Source organism: Acinetobacter sp. G11 (assembly GCF_049808495.1).
In the GTDB taxonomy this organism is placed as follows: Bacteria; Pseudomonadota; Gammaproteobacteria; order Pseudomonadales; family Moraxellaceae; genus Acinetobacter; species Acinetobacter kookii.
This window is the reverse complement of sequence record NZ_JBNCAT010000005.1, coordinates 17885-41956: the sequence shown is the minus strand read 5'-3', so window position 1 is coordinate 41956 and position 24072 is coordinate 17885. Positions and strand designations below refer to the sequence as shown.

Sequence of the window (24072 nt, the reverse complement as noted above, 5' to 3'; positions counted from 1 at the left end):
AGCCGGCAGATGTGGGAGCAAATGCCGGCTTTTTTCGAATATTTGCTTAACGCAATTTTAAGGTCATTAAGCCTAAAACTACCAGCATAATCGTAATAATCCAGAAACGAATCACCACCTGGGTTTCACGCCAGCCTTTTTTCTCGTAATGATGATGTAGCGGCGCCATGAGGAAGACACGCTTGTTACGCATACGCAGGGAACCAATTTGCAGGAACACTGAAATGGCTTCTACCACAAATACCCCGCCCATAATCGCAAAGACGATTTCCTGACGAACCATCACTGCAATGGTACCCAGCATTGCGCCTAAGGATAAAGCCCCGACATCGCCCATGAATACTTGTGCGGGATGCGCGTTATACCAAAGAAAGGCCAAACCGGCACCAATCATCGCGGCACAGATCACCACCAGTTCAGAGGAATATTTGACATAAGGAATATGCAGATAATTGGCAAAACGGACATCTCCGGCCAGATAGGCAAATACGCCCAAACCTGCAGCAACCAGCACAATCGGCATGATCGCCAGACCATCCAGACCATCGGTCAGGTTCACCGCATTGGATGCCCCGTTAATCACCAGATAGGTAAAGATAATAAAACCAATCCCTAAAGGAATAGCGGATAACGGAATGGTCAGGTTTTTAAAGAAGGGAATCAACAGGTCCAGCATATTGCTGGTGTGCACAGGATTGGCCTGCTGGGTAGCAATCACATACAGGGCAATACCGGCACCCAAAGAAGCAACCGAAGTCCAGAAGAATTTTTTCCGTGCAGGCAGACCGGCATTGTCTTTATAGCGTACCTTGATCCAGTCATCCGCCCAACCGACGGCACCAAAAATCACCATCACGCCCAATACAATCCAGACATAAGGATTGGATAAATCGGCCCACAACAGGGTGGAAATACCAATCGACAACAGGACCAGAATCCCACCCATGGTCGGGGTTCCCATTTTTTTGGCATGATTTTCAGGAGCAAAAGAACTCACTGCCTGTCCGTATTTTAAAGCCTGGAGCTTACGGATCATCACCGGACCCAAAACCAGTCCAATGGTCAATGCGGTTAAAACACTGAGCAGCGCACGTAATGTTAAATAACGGATCACGCCGAACGAGCTATGATAGCCGGCCAGGTGTTCAAATAACCATAACAGCATTAAAGTTTCTCCATCAAATCAGCCATCAATGTTTCCATGTGGGTATAGCGAGAACCTTTAAACAGGAAACTCATGGATTGAGGTTGATGTGTTTCAATTAAACCAAGTAAAAAAGGAAGGGCTTGTGCCTGGGTCAGGAAGGCCTGCAGTTTTTTGCCATACTGGGTGCTGCGTGCCCCTTCTTGGGTAGCCGGAGCGAATTCCCCCACAGCAACCACAAAATGAACTCCCGGTACCGAAACCAGATCACGGCCCAGCATATAGTGTTGCTGTGCAGCACTTGCACCCAATTCGCCAATATCGCCAATCACCATCACTTTGACACCTTCCTGCTGTGCCAGCACTTCGGCTGCAGCGCGCATGGACGTCGGATTGGCATTGTAAGTATCGTCAATAAACAGATGTTTCGCGGTATGAATGAAGTTCAGACGGCCTTTGGCACCTTTCGCCTGCTCCAGACCTGTCACAATATCATCCAGCGCAACACCGATCGCGAGCGCAAAAGCAGCTGCCGCCGTGGCATTCTGCACATTGTGTTCACCGGCAAATGGCAGGTTGATCTGACGCACACCTTGAGGGGTATTTAAAGTAAAGCGGGAAGATTGGGCATGCAACTCGATATCTGTGGCAAAAACATCTCCCCCCTGTCCGAAACTCAAGACTTTTTCAGTCTGTACGGCCTGACGGATGGCTTCGGCAAAATCATCGGCAGCGGGAACAATCGAAGTACCTGTGGAGGCAATGTGCGCATAAATTTCCGATTTTGCCCGGCAGATGCCCTCACGCCCGCCAAACTCACCCAAATGTGCCGTACCGATGTTGATAATCCCGGCCACATGCGGTTGCACCAGATTTGAGGTGTAATCAATTTCACCCTGATGGCTGGCGCCCAATTCCATCACTGCATATTGGTGCTCAGCACACAGCTCAAGCAACATCATCGGCACGCCCAAATCATTATTCAGGTTGCCACGGGTAATGAGGGTTGGTGCCAGACGCGACAAGATACTGCCGAGCATTTCCTTGGTGGTAGTCTTACCGCTACTGCCCGTCAGGGCGATCACTTTCAACTGTGAGTTTTGCGCACGGCGATAAGATCCGAGATGTCCCAATGCCAGACGGGTATCGGTAACCACAAGCTGGTAGATATCGGCATCTACCGGATGGCTGACAATTGCGATTTCACAGCCCTTACCTGCCACTTGGGCAACAAAGTCATGCGCATCAAAACGTTCGCCTTGCAGGGCAAGAAATGCATCGCCTTTTTCCGCAAAGCGTGAATCGGTCAAAATCCGTTTGATTGCGCCTTGAGGCACTTTCTCATTCAACCAGTAACCCTGGGTGGCTTCAGCCAGTTGTACTGCTGTCCACGGTTCCAAAGGCACTGTACTGGTAGTTGATGTATGCATGATGGTTTCCTATTGTGCAGGATAAGCTGAATCTGGGGTGTGGTGTTGTGCATCAATGGCCGCCTGCACTTCAACCACATCATCAAACCAATGACGTACGCCATCAATTTCCTGATAGTTTTCATGCCCCTTTCCGGCAATAACCACAATGTCACCTGCCTGAGCCTGCTTCACTGCAAATTTAATCGCTTCACGGCGGTCATGAATTTCATGCACGCGATGCGCTGAAAAATCAATGCCGGCTTTCATGTCGGCAAAAATCTGTTCGGGATCTTCGGTACGCGGATTGTCAGAAGTGATCAGTGCCACATCCGCATGATCCAGAGCAGCTTGGGTCATTAGCGGACGCTTGCCCCGGTCACGGTCGCCACCACAACCAAAGACTGCCCATAAATTTTTCGCTACATGGCGTTTTAAGGTGGTCAGTACCTGAATCAGGGCATCTGGCGTATGGGCATAATCGACCACAAACAGACGCTCGCCATCACGGATTACCTGCATACGACCCGGCGCACCTTGCAGTTTCGGTGCCACAGCAATCAAATCGGTCAGCTTGAAACCTGCCTGCTGTGCAGCAATCAGGCTCGCCACAAGATTTTCCACGTTAAAATGCCCCAGTAACGGGCTATTTACGTCAAATTCACCATCCGCGGTGACCAGTTTAAAGCATGCACCGCTTAAACTATATTGAATATTTTCAACCCGATAGTCAGCTGCTTGGGTGATTGAATAAGTGAAAATTTTCGGTCGGGCCGGATTTGATTGCGCAGCCTCAATCATGACCTGCGCATGCTCATCATCAATATTGATAATGGCCACTTTCAAGCTGGAAAACTTGAATAATCGCGACTTGGCTTCAGCATAGGCTTCAAGCGTGCCGTGATAATCCAGATGATCGCGACTCAAGTTACTATACGCCGCAATTTCAATATCGCAGCCATTCAAACGGCCCTGTTCCAGACCATGCGAGCTGGCTTCAATCGCTGCAAATTCAGCACCGGCCTGCGCATAGCCATGCAAGGCATTTTGCAGCTGCAAGGCATCCAGCGTGGTATGCGTAGAGGCTTCAAGATTCGGCAAAATACCGTTCCCGGTGGTTCCCATCACGGCACATTGCTTACCTTGCAACATCAACAGTTCAGCAATTAAACGCGAGATGGTGGTTTTACCGTTGGTTCCTGTCACGGCAATAATGCGCGCAGCATGTACAGCTTGGGTTGCCTGTAAATATTGCTTTTGCCACTGTCCCATTAAATGACGGACATTCGGTACTACTATACTATTTTCCAGACCCAAATCCGTTTCGCTGACCACGGCCAAGGCACCCCGTGCCAAAGCCGACTGTGCAAACTGCAAGGTTTTTTCAGGTTGGGAAAAACTAGTCAGGGCAATAAAAATTTGCCCTGGGTCAACTTTACGACTATCTAAACTAAAGCCAGCGAATGGCTTGCTCATCCATCCAGTGGTTTTCTCAGTGCTGTAGAGATCTTGAAATGTAATCGACATTCATCACCTGTTACTGGATTTTAGGAGTATCTAAAGGTTTATCTAAAGGCACGTTCATCAAACGTAACGATTCTTGCATTACACGCGCAAATACTGGCGCTGCCACCAGACCGCCGTAATATTGCCCTTTCGGATTTTCTACCACAACGACCATCGCCAACCGCGGATCACTGACTGGTGCCATACCGGCAAACAGCGCACGGTATTCACTGTCTGAATAACCCTTGCGGTCCGCACGTAACTTATGCGCGGTACCGGTCTTACCTGCGACACGATAACCCGGAATATTGGCCTGCTGTGCTGTACCACCCGGCAAGGTCACCGCTTCCATCATCAACAAAACCTGTTCGGCAATTTTTGCATCGACAATTTGCTCACCCTTCGGTGGCTGATCCAGCTTGTACAAGCTTAAAGGCATCTTCACGCCTTTATTGGCAATCATGGCATAGGCATCGGCAATTTGTAGCACGGTCGCATTCAGGCCATAACCATAGGCCATGGTGCCCACTTCCGAGACATTCCATTTGCTTGGTGGCAAAATCAGGCCCGCACTTTCACCCGGAAATTTCACCGCAGAACGCTGCCCCATACCCACACGTTTATAGAAAGTCGGCAGGGTGGCATAAGGCAGTGACAAGGCAATTTTTGCCACCCCAACGTTGGATGATTTCTGGATGATGCCGCCCAGCGTCAGTGCGCCATAGTTATGCGTATCGCGGATGGTATGGTTACCAATACGCATACTGCCCGGTGAAGTATTCACGATAGAGTTCGCGGTATATTTGCCACTTTCCAGCGCCATCGCCACCGTTAGCGGCTTCATGGTCGAACCCGGCTCAAATGAGTCCACTGCACCGCGGTTACGCATAGCGTCTTTATTGGCTAAACTTTTTTTGTCGTTGGGGTTATAAGACGGCCAGCTGGTCATGGCCAGAATCTCACCGGTTTTGACATCCACAGCAATGGCTGTAGCAGAACGCGCATTATTCGCCACACCAGCAGCGGTCAATTCACGGTACAGAATATATTGCAGCCGTGAATCAATACTTAAGGTAATATTTTCCCCGGCTTCAACTTCCTTGATAATTTCAGGATCTTTAAAACGGTTGCCCTTTTTATCCCGCACAATCTGCTGTTCGCCATCATGACCAGACAAAGCCTTATTCAGCTGCATCTCCAGACCTTCAATCCCTACGCCTTCACTGTTGGTCAAACCAATAATCTGGGCATTCGGCTGCGGCTGCGGATAATAACGCTTATAGTTCTTTTCGGTATAAACGCCCTGGAATTCACGTTTGGCAATCAGCTCCGCTTGCTGGGGTGGAATTTCTTTTTGCAGGACCAGATAACGTGAACGCGGACGCTCATTCATTTTCTTTTTCAGCTCGGCACGGTCGATACCCACTGCATCGGCAAGTTCATCCAGATTCAGGTTTTTATCCGGTAACTGACGTTTCAGTTTGCGGTTATGAGGATCTTTAGCCAGTTCGGCAGTAATCTCGTCAAACAGTTTTTTGGTTTCAAAATAGTCGCGCGGATCAATCACCACCTTCATGACCGGCGTACTAATGGCCAAAGGCACCCCATGGCGGTCATAAATGACGCCACGCATCGCCTTGATTTTTTCAGTTCGCAAAATATTGGCATTGGCCTTGTTTTGCAAAAAGTCCTTATTGATCACCTGTACATAAAATGCACGGCCCACCAAGGCCAGAAAGCACAGTAGAACCACGCCCCACATCAGGTAAAAACGCCACATGTCTACGCTGAGGGCATTTTTCTCGGTAATCGGCTGCTGCTTTTTGCGTGTTGCCTGACTTGTTCTCTTGTCCACCATAATTACAGCTAGCCTTATTTTTTATCGTCTGAAGTCATTGGTAAAGAAATTACAACCGTCTGTGCCGCAGGAGGTGAATACATGCGCAATTGCGTGACCGCACGTGTGCCAATTTGCGCCGTCGCACCAAAGGTTTGTTGCTCAATCAGCAAACGCCCCCACTCTGCATTCAGATCATCCCTTTCCCGCATAAAAGAACTTAACTCGCGATAATCATGACGATATTCAAATACCTGGAATACCACCATAATTGCGCTAAGAAAGACCAGCAGCAGCAAAACGATATAGCTGATGAGTTTTTTCATCGGCTTTTTGTCGGTTTTCTTTTCAACAACTTCAGTTTTCATTATTCGCCTTTTGAAGCTAAGCGCTCTGCAACTCTAAGCCATGCACTGCGAGAACGAGGGTTGGCTTTGACCTCTTCTTCACTGGCACGGACTCGGGAAATCTTCTTTAAACGACGGGTATCTTCCCGTTTTTGTGGCAATCCCCAACCGGTATCTTCCGCTAAAGTCGATTCTTTTTGAATAAATTGTTTAATCAGACGGTCTTCCAGTGAATGGAAACTGATGACCGCCAAACGTCCCTCGGGTTTTAAAACTTCCACAGCCTGTGGCAAGAAAGCTTCAATATCTTCTAATTCTTTATTAATGGCAATACGAATCGCCTGAAAAGTTCGGGTTGCAGCATGTTTATTTTTTTCCCATTTAGGATGGGCAACTTTGACAATTTCAGCCAGTTGAGCCGTGGTTTCAATATAACCGGCTGCCTTAATGGCTTTGGCAATACGGCGACTATAACGCTCTTCGCCATACTGGAAAATAATATTCGCCAGGGCTTCTTCTTCAATATCTACCAGCCACTCGGCTGCCGTTGGACCTTGGGAGTTATCCATGCGCATATCCAGTGGCCCATCTTTCATAAAACTAAAGCCACGCTCCGCCTGGTCCAGTTGTGGAGATGACACGCCTAAATCTGCCATCACCCCATCCACCTGGTCGATGCCCAGCGCTTCCAGTTCCTGTTTTAAATCGGCAAAGCTGGCATGAATAATCTTAAAGCGTGAATCTTCCTGTTCCAATACCGCTGCCGTCTGCAAGGCTTGTGGATCTTTATCAAAGGCATAAACACGGGCATTTTCATCTAACTTAGACAGTAATAAACGGGTATGACCGCCGCGACCAAAGGTCCCATCGACATAAATTCCTGTATTGCGGTCTGCCAACAAGGCATCAACAGTTTCATGAAGTAATACAGAAATATGCGACATAAGGGTTCAATCAATACTAGGAAAAATGTAACTGCACATTATTACCTTGTTTTAACAAAGCTCCAAACGACTTTTTGTAGGGAAATATTACTTTTCATAGAGAAAACCGTTTCAAACTGGGTTCACCGCAAATCTATTCTATCTTGCATGTGATTTTTATCGTTTAGTGAGTTTGCTGATTTAAAAATGATGCTTCACTCTTCATCTTGGCAGCCATAAAAAAGCCAATCTCTCAGGATTGGCTTTTTAGATCAGGCAGAATTAACGTTTCGTATTATAAATCTGGTCAAAAATCGCACCGTTCACAAAGTGAGTCTGTTGTGCTTTGGACCAGCCACCAAATACTTCATCAATAGTGAAGGTTTTTAGTTTCGGGAATTGAGCAGAATATTTAGCCAGCACTTCCGGATTACGCGGACGATAGTAGTACTTGGCTGCCATTTCCTGACCCAATGGTGAGTACAAGTAGTTGATATAACCTTTGGCCAACCACTTGTTGCCATCTTTCTCTACGTTTTTATCTACGATTGCAACCGATGGTTCAGTCAAGATAGACATGGATGGATAAACAATTTCAAATTTGTTTTTGCCCAGGCTTTTTTGAGTTACCAAGGCTTCATTTTCCCAGGTCAATAACACATCACCGATACCGCGCTCAGCAAATGTAGTCATCGAAGCACGTGCAGCCGAGTCCATCACCTTGACGTTACGGTACATTTTACCCACAAAATCTTTGGCTTTGGCATCGCTACCGCCCGGTTGCTTCAGTGCATAACCCCAGGCAGACAGATATACCCAACGCGGTAAACCACCGGTTTTCGGGTTCGGGGTAATAATCTGTACGCCTGGCTTGGTTAGGTCAGACCAGTCTTTAATATGCTTTGGATTACCTTTACGTACCATAAAAACGATGGTCGAAGTATAAGGTGCAGAGTTATGCGGGAACTCTTTTTGCCAGCCCGGCTGAATCTGACCCGACTTGACGATTTCTTCAATATCATTTGCCAAGGCCAAAGTGACAACATCCGCTTTCAGCCCATCCACCACGGAACGTGCCTGCTTGCCTGAACCACCATGAGACTGTTTAAAATTCACACTCCGCCCAGTACGCTCTTTCCAGTAAGCACCAAAAGACTTGTTGAATTCATCATAAAATTCACGTGTTGCATCATAAGATACATTTAAAAATTCACGGTCTGCCGCCTGAGCAGAAGTTGCAGTAAAAGCAATGCCGCTCGCAAGCAATGCTGCACTGAATAAGGCTTTGAATTGAGTTTTCATGACAATACAGATCAATTATCTTCATTAATGCTAACTATATGAAATAAAGTCATAATTCGCAATTCATCAAATTTAGGCATAACCGATTAAGATAAAAGGTTTTTCTTCTTAATCTACTGTTTTAGATACAAAAATAACGACAACATTATACTTATTCAAGATATATAGATTTTTATGGATTAGATATAAAAAAAACGGGTAACAAAGTTAACCGTTTTCTGATTTTAATGCTTGATCACGATCAAAATACTAATTTTTTTCGCTATAGATCTGGTCAAAAATGGCACCATTCACGAAGTGAGTTTTTTGCGCTTTCGCCCATCCGCCAAACACATCACCAATGGTAAACAGTTTGATTTTTGGAAATTGTGCCGCATATTTCGCTGCCGCCTGTGAATTACGCGGGCGGAAGAAATATTGTGCTGCCAGCTCTTGCCCCTTTGGCGAATATAGATAGTTGAGATAACCTTTAGCCAGGTTTCGGTTGCCGTCCTTATCCACATTTTTATCGACAATCGCTACCGATGGTTCTGCCAAAATTGAAATGGATGGATAAACAATCTGATATTTGTCTTTACCCAAGCCTTGAGTCGCCAGCAGAGCCTCATTTTCCCAAGACAGCAGCACATCACCAATACCACGCTCAGCAAAAGTGGTTAAAGAACCGCGTGCGCCAGAATCCAGCACCTTTACATTAGCATAAAGCTTTTTCACCAGCTCACGTGCTTTGGCATCACTCCCACCCGGCTGTTTTAACGCGTAACCCCATGCAGACAGGTAAATCCAGCGTGGTGCACCGCCGGTTTTCGGATTTGGCGTAATAATTTCCACACCCGGCTTGGTTAAATCGTTCCAGTCTTTAATATTTTTGGGATTCCCCTTGCGAACCAGAAAAACCACGGTCGAGGTATAAGGTGCAGAATTGTTCGGAAACTGCTTTTGCCAGTTTTTATGGATCAGACCCGCCTTCACAATTTCATCAATATCGTTGGCTAGCGCCAGGGTCACGACATCAGCCTGCAAACCATCAATCACGGAACGTGCCTGCTTGCCTGAACCGCCATGAGATTGTTTGAAATTGATCTCCTGTCCGGTACGTTGTTTCCAGTACGCACCAAAGACCTGATTATATTCCTGATAAAATTCTCGGGTCGGATCATAAGAGACATTCAGGAAATCTTTCGCGGCGAAACTCTGCGTGCCCATGCTCCCCAGCAAGACCAAAAGAGTAGATGCGAGTATTTTTTTCATGTGTAACCCTTTTATTTAACTTTTATTTAATAATGAGGCCACTATATAAATCATAAATATTTTTAACAATCAAAAACTTATAATATTTTATTAATTAAAAATCGTTTTTAAAGATATTCATAAAAATGCTTTAAAATGCATTTTTAGCACTAAAAAACTCCGAATAAATTTCCAGCTTGTGGTTTTTCCTCATTCTCCATGTTGTCTCCATATTCTTTTGATACAAAGAGCACAATGTTTATAGGTATTTTATTATTTTGTAAAAAAGTGTGATCCAGTTCTACTTTTGTATTTTTTGTGTGATTAAATGGTAGTCACTCATCGGATTAAAACAATATATAAAATTCCAGCACCGGAAAAGGGGGATGTGAAAATGCGATATACGGCAATTATACAAGCGTTTAGCTTAAGTTTAACTTTAGGGTTTATGGCTCAGCTGGGACATTCAGCTGTAATTAAAGGTACTGAAGGCAAAGTGACTTTAGGCGCTGAAAAGTCTTCATTGATTGAAAAAGCCCTGCAACAGCAAAAGCAAGGTGGAAACACCTTACGTGCCGATAACGATTTAAAAATGCTGACCGAGATTAAAGTTGCACCGACTCAAAGCTTCTTTGCTGCTCAAAACCAGAAATTTAGCCGTTTTGTGCAAGCACTGTTCCCTCAAAGCAGTTCTTAACTCAACAGCGAACTTCGTACCCCTTTAGAAGTTCCGATTTAGCCTAATCATTTCAATGTTGAATTTAACATTAAGTGATTAGGCTTTTTCGTTATAATAGCTCCCATTCACATTCTGAAAAATATTGGTTATGACTGTCCGTACTCGTATTGCGCCTTCTCCTACTGGCTTTCCACACGTAGGCACTGCTTATATTGCCTTGTTTAACTTATGTTTTGCTAAACAGCATGGCGGTGAATTTATTCTTCGTATCGAAGATACCGACCAACTGCGCTCAACCCCTGAATCTGAAAAAATGATTTTAGATTCATTGCGCTGGTTAGGCTTAAATTGGTCAGAAGGTCCGGATGTGGGCGGTCCACATGCGCCTTACCGCCAGTCTGAACGTATGGGCATCTATAAACAATATGCTTTGGAACTGGTAGAAAAAGGCCATGCTTTCTACTGCTTCGCCACAGCGGAAGAACTGGATCAGATGCGTGCGGAACAGCAAGCGCGTGGCGAAACGCCACGTTATGATGGCCGTGGTTTATTATTGTCTCAGGATGAAGTTGCACGTCGCCTTGCCGCAGGTGAGCCCCACGTGATTCGTATGAAAGTACCTGAAGAAGGCACTTGTAAAGTCAACGACTTACTGCGTGGGGAAGTTGAAATTCCTTGGGCTCAAGTCGACATGCAAGTTCTGCTCAAAACCGATGGTTTACCGACTTACCATCTTGCCAATGTAGTTGATGACCATCTGATGCAAATCACTCACGTTTTCCGTGGTGAGGAATGGTTACCGTCGGCACCGAAACACCAGTTGCTTTACAAATACTTTGGCTGGGAAATGCCGGTACTGGGTCATATGCCATTACTTCGCAACCCGGACAAATCAAAACTGTCCAAGCGTAAAAACCCGACTTCTATCAATTACTACAAAGACATCGGTGTACTTCCAGAAGCGTTATTGAACTATTTGGGCCGTATGGGCTGGTCAATGCCAGATGAACGTGAAAAGTTCACTTTGGCAGAAATGATTGAGCATTTCGACATTAAACGTGTCTCCCTCGGCGGTCCAATCTTTGATGTGGAAAAACTGAACTGGCTCAATGGTCAATGGATTAAAGCGCTCTCTCCTGCCGAACTGTTAAATACCTTATTGACCTGGAAATCTGACCGCAACACCCTGGAAGATATTGCCGCTGCCATTCAGCCGCGTATTAACCTGCTTTCTGAAGCCGTGAATTGGGCAGGTTTCTATTTCAACCAGTTCCCGAGCATCAGCAAAGAACAGTTTGAAAGCAAGAAACTGACCGAGGAACAGGTTCGTCAAAGCTTGCAGTTTGCCATTTGGCGTCTGGAAAGCCTGTTCACCTGGAATAATGACACGGTGAGTCAGACCTTAATGGACCTGGCCAACCAGATGGAAATTAAGCTTCGTGACTTTATGCCAACTTTCTTCATTGCTATTGCCGGTTCAACCAGTTCAACCCCGGTAATGCAATCCATGGTAACGATTGGTCCCGATTTAACTTTTGCACGTTTACGCCATGCCCTGGAAATTGTGGGCGGTCCGAGCAAAAAAGAAGCAAAAGCCTGGGAAAAACTCAATGAAAGCTTAAAATTGCCGAAAAATGACGCAGTTGATGAAGCATAATTGATTTTATAGTTGACGTGTGAGCGCAATACCCCTAATATTGCGCTCACACAAGCTGGGGTCATAGCTCAGTTGGTAGAGCGCTACAATGGCATTGTAGAGGTCAGGAGTTCGATCCTCCTTGACTCCACCAAGTTCCACCTTTTTTGTGTTGCCTCAATTGTCCCTATCGTCTAGAGGCCTAGGACATCGCCCTTTCACGGCGGTAACCGGGGTTCGAATCCCCGTAGGGACGCCATATTCAAGATGACTACAATCCACTTGTAGTGATCTGATAAAAAACCCAAGCATTGCGACTTGGGTTTTTTATTGCCACAATTTTTTATCAACTTTTATTTGCGCTGTTTTTGCTTTCTGTGTCATTCCGATTAAAATAAGCGATAAATTAAAATGATGGAGTTGTAATGCAATACCGTTGCCCAAAATGCCAAAGCCCTAAAATTATGCCTGTCGCTCAAGCCGGTAGCCCTGCAGTACGCCCTGTAGTTCCTAAAAGCCTCGTCTTCCTTATCCCTGCAGTCTTTATCTTATTGCTGCTGGTTTTAATTAGTATTGCAATGTGGATTTTCGGCGATGGTGCAGGCTCTACCCTACAAGTTGCAACCGTAGTGGCCTTTATCATCTGCGTGATTGCCGGTTTCCTGTTTTACCGCGACCTGCCGGATTTTAAAATTTCCATGCAAGGCTTTATGCAGTCGCAAAAGAAATGGAAATGCCGTGAATGTAATCACGAATGGGAAATCTAAAATAGATTCGATTTCACATCAGTTTCAGTGCTGGTGTGAATCTTCCTGATGAGGTGAATGTCCTTCGTGATCATCATGGCGATGACAGGAGGAATGCAGCCCACATTCATAATCTTCAATCTGTAACGTTATTTCCGCAATACCATGTTGATGGCTCAACATTTCCAAAGCCTGCTGATATAACAGATTATGGTCGGCCTCAGGTGCATACAGATGTACAGTCAGATGGACATTCTTGGAGGTAATAGCCCAAACTTTCAGTTGATGAATACTTTCCACATCCGGTAAGCTCAACAGGTCATTACGCAACTGCTCAATATCAATCTCTTCCGGAACCCCTTCTAGCAGAATATTGATACTTTGCTTAAGCAAAATCCAGGTTCTTGGCAACACCCAGAAACCGATCAGCACCGCAATAAGCGTATCCACCCACATCCAGCCAGTGAAATAGATGATCGCAGCACCAATAATCACCCCGATCGACCCCACCGCATCACTTAAAACTTCCAGATAAGCACCTTTCACATTCAGGCTTTCAGTGGAACTGGAAAATAAAATCCGCATTGAAATCAGGTTAATCACCAAGCCAATGACCGCCACACCCAGCATGCCCAGACTTTGAATTTCCGGTGGATGGCTAAAACGCTGATAAGCTTCGAACAGGATATAAATGGCGACAACAAACAGCATCGAGGCATTAAACAGCGCGGCCAGAATTTCAAAGCGCTGATAGCCAAAAGTTCTTTTATCATCTGCTGGCATTTTGCCAATTTTGATCGCTACCAGGGCAATGGCCAAGGCTGCCGCATCGGTAAACATATGTGCAGCATCGGAAAGCAGGGCCAAACTTTCAGTGACGAAACCCGCAACCACTTCAATAATGAGAAAAGTGCTTGTGAGCGCCAGAGCAAAGGTCAGCTTTTGGGCATTACTTTCCGTCACCACTGCATGACTATGTTCATGTCCGTGATGTCTACTCATTGCAACTCCCCATTATTTTTATTTATAAAAATAATTTATCCTTAAACAAGAGAGATAAATACTATAAATTTATTTTTTAGCACACTGCGAATATAAAGCAAGCTGTTTGGCAAAATCGAATGTCCGCTACAGTCATTAAAAAGCTCTGTATAAAATATGAAAGTTATTCAGTTTTATATTATATTGATAATCAACATCAAAACCTGGTTTACCTTTTTTTAAATTAATATAAAAATTCATTTACTTACAAATTAATTGCACTTTACTTAAAAAAATCGTTACATTGAAATAATTAGATTTATGACAATCTAACGTGTAGAAAGGAGTTGATTATGATCGTGAATAAGATAAAAAAGATCGTAGATGCCTTACTGAGTCCTTCAGATCAACAGTTGCAAGGAATGCAAAATCCAACCTTAAATGAAGCAAATTGGGAATTTGCGCAGGGACAATTTTTCGAGCAGCTTGCGATCGAACATCATTCCATGTTTAAAAATCATTCCACCCATTCCGGGTCAGATGAAGACCCCTCCATTCATGACAATCGAAATGCAATGTGGAACTTTTTAAGTGCCGCATTAAAAGGACATCGTGACTCTCAGTATAGACTCGGCCTATGTTACTTGAATGGTGACTTGGGTTTAGATAAAAATTACACCCATGCTCAAGAATGGTTGGAAAAAGCAGCCAAGCAAGGTCATCCAGAAGCCCTTAGGACTTTAATGCAGAGTTATTCTCAAATTGCACTGTAATAAAAAAACCAGCCCGAAGGCTGGTTTTTTTCACATCAAAATCGGGAATTAAGCACCGATTTTACGATATTTTTGACGACGCGTTGCCAGGTCATCACCATCGCGCTTACGGCGATATTCTTCAAACTCGGTATAGTTACCGGTGAAGAACTCTGGTGTTTCATTTTCAAATGACAAGATGTGCGTTGCAATACGGTCCAGGAACCAACGGTCATGCGATACCACCATCACAGTACCCGGGAATACAAGAATTGCATCTTCCAGTGCACGTAAGGTTTCGATATCCAGGTCATTCGATGGTTCATCCAGCAGGATCACGTTTGCGCCCATTTGCAGGATTTTCGCCAGCTGTAAACGGTTACGCTCACCACCCGATAAACTGCCTACACGTTTTTGCTGATCTTGACCCTTGAAGTTGAAGCGACCGATATACGCACGTGATGCGATTTCGTAATCACCAATCTTCAATATATCCAGGCCACCGGATACTTCTTCCCAAACGGTTTTGTTATCGTCCAAGGTGTCACGGATCTGACCCACGTAAGCCACTTTAACCGACTCACCCAAGGTTACCATACCGGTATCTGGTTGTTGTTCGCCCGTCATCATACGGAACAGTGTGGTTTTACCTGCACCGTTAGGACCGACAATACCCACAATCGCAGCAGGCGGCACTGTGAAAGACAAGTCTTTATACAGCAGTTTGTCACCGAACGATTTGCTGATGCCTTCAACTTCCACCACCTTGTTGCCCAGACGTGGACCAGGTGGAATGTAGATTTCAGACGTTTCGTTACGCTGTTGGAATTCGCGTGAGTTAAGCTCTTCAAAACGCTCCATACGCGCTTTGTTTTTCTTTTGCTGACCTTTGGCATTTGAACGAACCCATTCAAGTTCTTTTTTCAAGGCTTTGGCAAAAGATTCTTCCTGCTTGTTCTCTTGCTCTAAACGGGCATTCTTTTGCTCAAGCCAAGAAGAATAGTTGCCTTGGTAAGGAATACCATGTCCACGGTCAAGCTCCAGAATCCATTCCGCAACGTTATCCAGGAAGTAACGGTCATGGGTAATCGCCACGATAGTACCCGGAAAATCTTTCAGGAAGCGCTCTAGCCAAGATACAGATTCTGCATCCAAATGGTTCGTCGGTTCATCAAGAAGCAACATGTCTGGCTTAGAAAGCAGTAGACGGCACAGTGCAACACGACGGCGTTCACCACCCGAAAGCTTAGTCACGTCCGCGTCCCAAGCTGGAAGGTTCAATGCCGCAGCAGCTTGATCCATCTGGTTCACAATATTATGTGCATCCCAAGAATGGATAATTGCTTCCAGTTTTTCCTGCTCTTTTGCCAAGGCATCAAAGTCAGCATCTTCTGCTGCATATTCTGCAAATACTTCATCCAGACGCGCTAAAGCATCAAGCGGTTCACGTAGTCCATCTTCAACGTTACCACGAACGTCTTTATTTGGATCAAGTGGTGGCTCTTGCTCGAGGTAACCGATTTTGATACCTGGTTGTGCACGCGCTTCACCAGAGAAATCTTTATCTACGCCAGCCATAATACGAAGCAAGGTAGATTTACCTGCACCGTTTAAACCAAGCACACCAATTTTTGCGCCTGGAAAGAATGATAAAGAGATGTCTTTCAGGATTTCGCGCTTAGGCGGAACCATCTTGGACACACGGTTCATCGTGTAAATATATTGGGCCACGTAGGACTCCTCTATAGAAAAAGCAACATTCGCACTCTACCTACTGCAGTATGCGAACAAATATTTGGCGGGCATTATACGATGAAAGTACAAAAAAAATAAGGCATAGCATTCATCTTCAATAGAATGTTACAACTAATGGCGTGTTGGTTTTTTAAACATAATGGGAGACACTCAGTTTTATGTAAATCTGACTGAATAAAACCTGAATATATAAGAAAATTAGATATTCTTTTCTGTAATACGCACTTTTATTCATATTCACAGATGATAGACTGACTTAATAAGCAACCGAAAAATTAACTTACTTAGATGATGTAGACATGACTTACAAAGATGAAACTTTAGCGATTCACGCAGGGTACAGCCCAGAACCAACCACAAAAGCGGTCGCGGTACCCATTTATCAAACGACTTCTTATGCCTTTGACAATACTCAACATGGGGCTGATTTGTTCGATTTAAAGGTTCAGGGCAATATTTATACCCGTATCATGAACCCCACCACAGCTGTGCTTGAGCAACGTCTGGCTGCCTTGGAAGGCGGAATTGGCGCTTTGGCTCTGGCATCAGGAATGGCAGCGATTACCTATGCCATTCAGACCATTGCCGAAGCCGGTGACAATATTGCGTCAGTTTCAACGCTGTATGGCGGCACATACAACCTGTTTGCCCATACTTTGCCTAAACAGGGCATTGAAGTCCGATTCTTTGACTATCAAGACCCTGAAGCATTGCGTGGTTTAATTGACGAGAAAACCAAACTGGTTTTTGTGGAATCCATCGGTAATCCACTCGGCAATATCATAGACTTGGAAGCAATTGCTAAAATTGCCCATGAATACGGCGTACCCGTGATTGTCGATAATACCGTTGCCACGCCTGCCCTGCTGAAACCTTTTGAATATGGCGCCGACATTGTGGTGCATTCATTGACCAAATATATCGGCGGTCACGGTAACTCGATCGGCGGTGCGATTGTCGATAGCGGTAAATTCCCTTGGGGCAAATATCCTGAGCGTTTTAAAGTCCTGAATACGCCTGATCCGAGCTATCATGGGGTCAATTATGTCGAAGCTTTAGGTGAAGCGGCATATATCGCCCGTGCACGTGTAGTGCCGTTACGTAACACCGGTGCCGCCATTAGTCCGCTCAGCGTGTTCCTGATCTTGCAAGGCCTGGAAACACTGAACCTTCGTATGGAACGTCATACTGAAAATGCGCAAAAGGTCGCAGAATATTTACAGCAGCACCCGAAAGTGAAATGGGTCAATTATGCCGGCCTTCAAAATCATCCACAGCATGCTTTGGCACAAAAATATGTGAAAGGTAAACCGTCTGCCATCCTGTCTTTTGGAGTTCAAGATGGCCGTGAAGGTGGAACCCGTTTTATTGATGCCCTGCAACTCTTTACCCGTCTGGTGAATATTGGCGATGCCAAAAGTCTGGCCTGCCATCCTGCCACCACCACCCATCGTCAGCTCAATGAAGAAGAACTGAAATCTGCAGGGGTGAGTATTGATATGGTTCGCCTATCGGTTGGGATTGAACATATTGATGATTTAATTGCAGATTTGGAACAGGCACTGGCGCAAGTTTAAAGCTTTTGATTAGAATGCAATGTAGCCTTTTTCCTAAACGGAAGAAGGCTACTTTTATTGGGTTATCATTTTTTGATTATTTCTCTTTGCTTTGGTTTTAATTCATGGTAAAAATTAAATTATTATTAGCATAATAATAGAGCAATTACTCTAATTATATTTGTAAATTCAATAACTTATTCCTAGATTTTTTTCCTATATCCGCTATTATAGTCAACTCGATAATAGCTTAAATTCCCCAAATTTTGAGCGCTAGAATCAACTAAAAAAATAATCTAAATTTTTATTCTATTGAAACCAGGAAAATATTGTGAATTCTAAACTAGAGAAACTTTTTCAGAATCGAGTCAACGGCAAAGTTGTTTTAATTACTGGTGCATCTAGTGGTATTGGTTTAACCGCTGCACATAAACTTGCCGATGCCGGTGCCCACGTTCTGTTGGTGGCTCGTACCAAAGAAACATTAGATCAAGTTAAACAAGAAATTGAAGCCAAAGGCGGCAAGGCCTCTGTTTTTCCATGTGATTTAAATAACATGGAATCTATTGATGAAGTATCAAAACAAATTTTAGCCTCTGTAGACCATATCGATATCCTCATCAATAATGCAGGACGCTCAATTCGCCGTGCAGTTCATGAATCGACAGACCGATTCCATGATTTTGAACGTACCATGCAGCTGAATTACTTTGGTGCAGTGCGTTTAGTGATGAATATTCTGCCGCAAATGATGATTCGCCGGGATGGTCATATCATCAACATCAGTTCGATTGGCGTCTTGGCCAATGCAACACGTTTTTCCGCTTATGTGGCTTCTAAAGCTGCTCTGGATGCGTTTAGCCGCTGTCTGTCTGCCGAAGTTCATTCGCATAAAATTGCCATTACCTCAATTTATATGCCCCTGGTCCGCACTCCAATGATTGCGCCAACCAAAATCTATAAATATGTACCTACCCTGTCTCCTGAACAGGCAGCCGACTTGATTGCCTATGCGATCGTGAAACGTCCGAAAAAAGTAGCGACCCACTTAGGGCGCCTGGCTTCAATCACCTACTCAATTGCGCCAGACATCAACAATAAACTGATGTCAATTGGTTATAACCTGTTCCCAAGCTCTTCTGCTTCGGTAGGTCAACCACAAAAGTTAAACTGGGTGCAAAAAGCGTATGCACGCTTGTTCCCAGGTGAGCATTGGTAAGCCCGTGCAATACAAGAGAGCCAGTCTATAGACTGGCTTTTTTATGCTATAAACATCCTTAACTTTTTTAATTTTAGATTTTTATGCGGACTGCTACTCTCATTTTCCAATATGCCTGTTTTGCCTTTGCACTTTTTCTAACCTATCAGATAGCGACTTCATGGAATCTGCCAGAATATAAATTGATGGATATTGTCAGTGATATCGGTAGTATTTTAATTTGTATCGATTTAGGCGTGTTCCTGCATTTCAATAAGTCTCTGGCAGCATTAAAGAACAAAGAAGCATCTCAGCAGCCTGCTGCTCAGGTTTCTACAGTAGAGAAAATAACGCGTAAGTTGGGTCATTTGGGCATTATGCTGATCTTATCTGGCTGGATTGTGCCAATCATTAATTCATAAAGATCAAATAAAAAACTTTCCTATTGGGAGGTTTTATTTTAAGACAGGTCTTCCAAGCCACAGCGCTTTAAATATTGATATGTACTGTCATATTTTAATTTTGGACGTGTCCAGTCAGCGTTATCTACATCTGGAATATAAATCAGCATGCCTTGTCGGGCTCGAGTCAATAACACGCGATAGGCATTCAATAAATATTGTTGTTTTTCTTTCTGCCTGATCTGCTGCCAGCAAGTGCCTTTAAATGCCTGATATTGCCATCCCTGCTCATAATAAAAATTAATATCCCAAGCCAGGCAGCTAAAGTCGATTTCCAAGCCTTGTATATCAAATTCGGTGGCAACATCCTCTAAATAATACGAAGATCGAACATCTGAGGGAGAATTTAAAAACCAGTCTGCTGGAGATATTTTATTTTTTACATCAATGCCTTCTGCTCTTAGACGTCGTGCACCAGCACTGGCAATAATCCCATAACGTTCTGACCCTTTCGCTTTGCTCTTAAGCCATTTTTTGGCTTGTTTTAAATCTCGTGTGAGAGAAATCGGATAATCATTTTTGACATTTTGATACAGCTCAGCCGCCTGTTCTGCTTCATTATCTAAAAGATGGTGAACCAATTGAGATACCCGTTCACTACGAAATGATCTTACCGATACAGCCAAATGAAGTGAATTTTCACAGATTCCCTGCTGTTTTAGCCATTTTCTCTGTTCCGTTTCAGGCAAATAGACCGGCTCATCCAAAATATTGTCTGAATAATAAATTTTCCAATTTGCATAATTTTGTTTTAAGGCTTCAATCCATTCTGTGACACCTGCTTCACCGGTATTAATTTCTTGTCCACCGCCAATCAGACACACAATCACGCACCAATCTTGATGTCGGTTCATCACCTGAATCAGAAACTCGGGTTCAGACATATCAAAGTCCTGAATCCCCTTTTTCTGCTTCATAAAATTAGAAACTTGGTCTTTTTGCCAGGCTCGTTGGGCTTCATCAAATACCGCGACTTTTTCAAATGGAATTTCTTGGGATTGCAGGTAGTAATCCCGGATAATGATGAATATTTTGAATAAAGGTTTTTGCATCACGCTCTGCATGTGTTTTCTTAACGGCTTCACCTCTGCTTTTGCCAATTTCAACGGTATTTCGGGCTAAGGCTTGCTGTAGAACTTCAACCAAGGGACCATTTCCAGATAAAAATACCGAATGTTCCGACTTATCTGTCTTTAGTCTTTGATTGGCAATATTTAATCCAGCCAAAGTCTTTCCGGCACCAGGAACACCGGTTAAAAAACAGATAGCTTTTTGATGATTTCGCTTACTTGTTTCAATAATGGACTCAATCTTTCTTGAGCTTATTTCTAGATTAATCGCCCCCGCATCGCTACGAGAAATTTCTTCAACTTGGTGGCCTTGATAAAGGGCTTGTGCCGTTTCAATAATCGTGGGAGTAGGTTTATAAACTGAATTTAACCAGCGTATTGCATCAATAGGGGCTGCATCTGCATATTGCTGAACGATTTGCTCTAGGGTTTGTTTTAAATTCAATTCATTACAACAGACTACATCCTCAAGCTGAATGAGCTTAGACCAGTCAATGCTTCTTTCCTCCGCTTGTGTTGCTACCAATACCGGAATAATTTTTTGCTGATTGCTTTCTGCATGAAAATTAATTAAATCCAAACAGTAATCGATGGTTTGTGTCTTTGCAGAAGCTGAATAGTGTTTTTCACCGACTTTAAATTCAATGACAAAAATCAAATTATTAAAAATGAAAATATTATCGACTCGTTTGCCCATACGAGGAATTGCAAACTCAAAAAATAAATGGCCTTTTTCAAATTTGGCAAAGCTATTTTTTAAAATTTGAATTTGTTTAAGCCATGCATTCTTTTGCCGGTCTTCCAAAGCAAATTGATGTGCTTGTGCCAAATTACCTAAAATTCTTTCAGATGAATCAGAAATGAAATTCTGAATTGGATTATGGTAATAGCTACGCAGCATTTTTTACTCTAATTTTCTATTCAATAATTTGAAATATAAAATAAAAAACCTCCCAATTGGGAGGTTTTTTATTTGCAACTAAAGGTGTCTAAAATTATTTCGAACCTTTAATCCCGGCTTGAAGCAATAACGCACCTAAACCGCCAATTTTATTTTCTTGCGGTTTAGCCGCTTGAGGCTTTTTATGACCTTGTGGACGGTCGCCTTGCGGACGGGCATGCTGTGGACGCTTCGCTTGAGGCTTACGTTCAGCACGCTGTTCATTCTGAGCATTGTCACGGCGTGGCTGACGTGGTGCTTTAGCCGGAGCCTCTGAACCTTCAGGACGCATCGACAAGTTCACACGGTTACGTTCAGCATCGACGGTTAATACACGGACTTGCACGATCTGACCCGGTTTTACCACTTTATGCGGATCGGATACAAATTCGTTCGCCAGTTCAGAAATATGCACCAAACCGTCTTGGTGCACACCTACATCCACGAATGCACCGAAGTTGGTGACATTGGTGATCACACCTTCCAGCTGCATGCCTTCAGTCAATTGTGACACTTCAGTGATGTCATCACGGAACTTGGCTGTACGGAATTCCGGACGCGGGTCACGACCCGGTTTTTCCAGTTCGCTTAAAACATCCTGAATGGTTGGCAAACCGAATTGCTCATCAGCAAACTCTTCAGCATTCACCTGGCGAATGATTTCAGAATTACCAATAATGTCTTTTACCGTAGTGGCTTTGGCTGCAACAATTTTTTCCACCAAGCCATAAGACTCAGGGTGAACCGCAGATGCATCCAGGGGCTCAGAACCGTCCTGAATACGCAAGAAACCTGCCGCCTGTTCAAAGGTACGCTCGCCTAAACGTGGTACATTCTTTAATGCCTGACGGTTGTCAAAACGGCCATTTTCCTTACGGAAGTCAACAATCTGTTGGGCAATTGATTTGTTTAAACCCGCGATATATCCCAAGATTGCAGAAGATGCGGTATTGACATCCACACCCACCGAGTTCACACAGTCTTCCACGACCGCTTCAAGCGTTTTTGCCAAACCAGCCTGGTTCACGTCGTGCTGGTACTGGCCCACACCAATCGATTTAGGATCAATCTTCACCAGTTCCGCCAATGGATCTTGTAAACGGCGAGCAATTGAAACTGCGCCACGAATTGAAACATCGAGTTCTGGAAGTTCTTGTGAAGCCAGCTCAGAGGCTGAATAAACCGATGCACCTGCTTCACTGACTGAAACGCGCGTCAATTTCAGGTCGCTATTGGCCGCCATCATTTCAGCCACAACCGCCTCTGTTTCACGGCTGGCAGTTCCGTTACCAATCGCGATTAAATCAACGTTGAATTCACGGCACAGACGCGCAAGTTCGGCAATTGAGCCTTCTTTATCTTCTTTCGGTGCAAACGGATAAATGGTGCTATGTGCAACCACATCGCCTGACTGGTTTACCACCGCCAGCTTCACACCAGTACGGATACCCGGGTCTACACCGAGTGTGGTACGCGCACCCGCAGGAGCAGAAAGCAATAAATGACGCAGGTTTTCAGCAAAGACTTCCATCGCCTCGCTTTCAGCAGCCAAGCGTTTTTCAGTCAATAATGAATGTTCGATTTGTGGACGGACTTTACCCAACCAGAACAGTTTTGCTGTCTGTTTTAAGTAATCCTGACGGCTTTGCGGTTGAATCGTGTCGAGGTTGTATTCGGCTTCAATACGGCTCAGTGGAGCATCATCTTCACCATCCACTTTTAAGCCCAGGACATTTTCCTGACGGCCACGCAGCATGGCCAATAAACGGTGTGAAGGTACTTTGTTTAAGTTTTCAGAAAAATCGAAATAATCGCGGAATTTTTTACCGACTTCTTTTTTCTCTTCACTTGCCACCAGGCTTTTTAGCACAGCGGTTTTGGCAAATGTCGCTTTCAGTTCAGTCGTCAGTGCAATATTTTGCGCCCAGTCATCAATCAGGATGTGCTGAATTGCATCCAGCTGGCTTTCCACATCCGGATAATCTTCATGGCTAAAGCCAGCCAATGCTTCGGTTGGATCAACTTGCTCGTTGAAGATTTTTTCGGCAATTGGCCCCAAACCGGCTTCTTTGGCTTTAAAAGATTTGCTGGTACGTTTTGGACGGTACGGCGCATAAATCTCTTCTAAAGCATTTTTGGTTTCAGCAGCATTTACACGTGCCAACAAATCGTCTGACAATTTATTCTGTTCTTTCAGCGATTCGATTACTTTTTCACGGCGTTCAAATAAGTCACGTAAATACGATAAACGGGTGTCGAGTTGGCGTAACTGGGTATCGTCCAAGCCTTGGGTTACTTCTTTACGGTAACGTGCGATAAATGGAACGCTGGCACCTTCATCAATCAGCTTGATGGCAGCTTCTACTTGATTTGGACGTACGGCAATTTCTTTTGCCAACTGCTGAACTAAGTCAGTCATCGTGTTTGATCCCACAAGGATAAGTACTAAATGGCATGATTATAAAGACCAAGCCCATAAAATCCACAACTGTTTTGATTAAATTTATAAGTGGTCAGTATTGCCAATTCACAGTTTTTTTAGAATTTGCCACAAAATTAGGTGATAAGTAGATTTTAACTCTACATATTCAGCAAGATAA

The 24072-nt window shown here is 44.2% G+C and carries 18 protein-coding genes, 2 tRNA genes and 1 pseudogene; 9 read left to right on the top strand and 12 right to left on the bottom strand.

Features of this window, described 5'->3' with window-relative positions; translation table 11 throughout:
• Positions 1–46 precede the first annotated feature (46 nt).
• The 8 genes from mraY to ACPUEY_RS03450 all read right to left on the bottom strand — a co-directional run bounded on the left by mraY (position 47) and on the right by ACPUEY_RS03450 (position 9719).
• Positions 47–1165, bottom strand: coding sequence for a phospho-N-acetylmuramoyl-pentapeptide-transferase (mraY, locus tag ACPUEY_RS03485; RefSeq protein ID WP_092820210.1), 1119 nt, complete (start codon positions 1163–1165; stop codon positions 47–49).
• Complete coding sequence (locus tag ACPUEY_RS03480; RefSeq protein WP_425121152.1) at positions 1165–2574, bottom strand: UDP-N-acetylmuramoyl-tripeptide--D-alanyl-D-alanine ligase; 1410 nt, start codon at positions 2572–2574, stop codon at positions 1165–1167. The genes mraY and ACPUEY_RS03480 overlap by 1 nt, the downstream gene beginning before the upstream one ends.
• Before the next feature lie 9 nt (positions 2575–2583).
• A complete protein-coding gene (locus tag ACPUEY_RS03475) occupies positions 2584–4080 on the bottom strand; it encodes a UDP-N-acetylmuramoyl-L-alanyl-D-glutamate--2,6-diaminopimelate ligase (protein WP_425121151.1) in 1497 nt (498 codons plus the stop codon).
• Positions 4081–4090: 10 nt separating this feature from the next.
• A complete protein-coding gene (gene ftsI, locus ACPUEY_RS03470; RefSeq protein ID WP_261182781.1) occupies positions 4091–5917 on the bottom strand; it encodes a penicillin-binding protein PBP3 in 1827 nt (608 codons plus the stop codon).
• 14 nt (positions 5918–5931) lie between these two features.
• The gene (ftsL, locus tag ACPUEY_RS03465; protein ID WP_131273127.1) at positions 5932–6264 is read right to left on the bottom strand and encodes a cell division protein FtsL; all 333 of its coding nucleotides are present in this window, start codon (positions 6262–6264) and stop codon (positions 5932–5934) included.
• Entirely contained in the window at positions 6264–7187 is a 924-nt protein-coding gene (rsmH, locus tag ACPUEY_RS03460) for a 16S rRNA (cytosine(1402)-N(4))-methyltransferase RsmH (protein ID WP_092820215.1), read from the bottom strand. Before rsmH ends, ftsL begins: the two co-directional genes overlap by 1 nt.
• 261 nt (positions 7188–7448) lie before the next feature.
• A complete protein-coding gene (locus ACPUEY_RS03455) occupies positions 7449–8468 on the bottom strand; it encodes a sulfate ABC transporter substrate-binding protein (protein ID WP_131273129.1) in 1020 nt (339 codons plus the stop codon).
• A gap of 249 nt (positions 8469–8717) precedes the next feature.
• A complete protein-coding gene (locus ACPUEY_RS03450) occupies positions 8718–9719 on the bottom strand; it encodes a sulfate ABC transporter substrate-binding protein (protein WP_425121150.1) in 1002 nt (333 codons plus the stop codon).
• Between the two features lie 373 nt (positions 9720–10092).
• On the opposite strand from ACPUEY_RS03450, the gene ACPUEY_RS03445 reads away from it, so the two are divergent.
• The 5 genes from ACPUEY_RS03445 to ACPUEY_RS03425 all read left to right on the top strand — a co-directional run bounded on the left by ACPUEY_RS03445 (position 10093) and on the right by ACPUEY_RS03425 (position 12780).
• Positions 10093–10395 carry a hypothetical protein gene (locus ACPUEY_RS03445; protein WP_425121149.1) on the top strand — a complete coding sequence of 101 codons (303 nt, stop codon included), beginning with the start codon at positions 10093–10095 and terminating at the stop codon, positions 10393–10395.
• Positions 10396–10525: 130 nt separating this feature from the next.
• Positions 10526–12034 (top strand): glutamate--tRNA ligase, encoded by a 1509-nt coding sequence (gene gltX, locus ACPUEY_RS03440; protein ID WP_425121148.1) that lies wholly within the window; start codon positions 10526–10528, stop codon positions 12032–12034.
• A 57-nt stretch (positions 12035–12091) separates the two neighbouring features.
• Positions 12092–12167: transfer RNA gene (locus ACPUEY_RS03435), tRNA-Ala, on the top strand.
• Between the two features lie 29 nt (positions 12168–12196).
• Positions 12197–12272, top strand: a tRNA-Glu gene (locus ACPUEY_RS03430).
• A 166-nt stretch (positions 12273–12438) separates the two neighbouring features.
• Complete coding sequence (locus ACPUEY_RS03425) at positions 12439–12780, top strand: hypothetical protein (protein WP_086197221.1); 342 nt, start codon at positions 12439–12441, stop codon at positions 12778–12780.
• 24 nt (positions 12781–12804) lie between these two features.
• On the opposite strand, the gene ACPUEY_RS03420 is transcribed toward ACPUEY_RS03425, so the two are convergent.
• A complete protein-coding gene (locus tag ACPUEY_RS03420) occupies positions 12805–13761 on the bottom strand; it encodes a cation diffusion facilitator family transporter (RefSeq protein WP_425121147.1) in 957 nt (318 codons plus the stop codon).
• A gap of 332 nt (positions 13762–14093) precedes the next feature.
• Here ACPUEY_RS03420 and ACPUEY_RS03415 point away from each other — a divergent pair, with 332 nt between their 5' ends.
• Positions 14094–14513, top strand: coding sequence for a tetratricopeptide repeat protein (locus ACPUEY_RS03415; protein ID WP_425121146.1), 420 nt, complete (start codon positions 14094–14096; stop codon positions 14511–14513).
• Between the two features lie 48 nt (positions 14514–14561).
• Here the strand turns inward: ACPUEY_RS03415 and ettA are convergent, their stop codons facing one another.
• On the bottom strand, positions 14562–16223 hold the full coding sequence (gene ettA / locus ACPUEY_RS03410) for an energy-dependent translational throttle protein EttA (protein ID WP_425121145.1): 1662 nt from the start codon (positions 16221–16223) through the stop codon (positions 14562–14564).
• 323 nt (positions 16224–16546) lie between these two features.
• On the opposite strand from ettA, the gene ACPUEY_RS03405 reads away from it, so the two are divergent.
• From ACPUEY_RS03405 to ACPUEY_RS03395, 3 genes are all read left to right on the top strand, one after another.
• Entirely contained in the window at positions 16547–17824 is a 1278-nt protein-coding gene (locus ACPUEY_RS03405) for an O-acetylhomoserine aminocarboxypropyltransferase/cysteine synthase family protein (RefSeq protein ID WP_425121144.1), read from the top strand.
• 310 nt (positions 17825–18134) lie between these two features.
• Positions 18135–19022 carry an SDR family NAD(P)-dependent oxidoreductase gene (locus tag ACPUEY_RS03400; RefSeq protein ID WP_092820224.1) on the top strand — a complete coding sequence of 296 codons (888 nt, stop codon included), beginning with the start codon at positions 18135–18137 and terminating at the stop codon, positions 19020–19022.
• 185 nt (positions 19023–19207) lie between these two features.
• Positions 19208–19423 (top strand): hypothetical protein, encoded by a 216-nt coding sequence (locus tag ACPUEY_RS03395; RefSeq protein ID WP_425121143.1) that lies wholly within the window; start codon positions 19208–19210, stop codon positions 19421–19423.
• 38 nt (positions 19424–19461) lie between these two features.
• Here the strand turns inward: ACPUEY_RS03395 and ACPUEY_RS03390 are convergent.
• Together ACPUEY_RS03390 and ACPUEY_RS03385 are read right to left on the bottom strand one after the other, a co-directional pair.
• Positions 19462–21229 (bottom strand): annotated as a pseudogene (locus ACPUEY_RS03390) (DUF2075 domain-containing protein).
• A gap of 298 nt (positions 21230–21527) precedes the next feature.
• Positions 21528–23891: a Tex family protein gene (locus ACPUEY_RS03385; protein WP_092820226.1), complete on the bottom strand. Its 2364-nt coding sequence runs from the start codon at positions 23889–23891 to the stop codon at positions 21528–21530.
• Between the last annotated feature and the right edge of the window lie 181 nt (positions 23892–24072).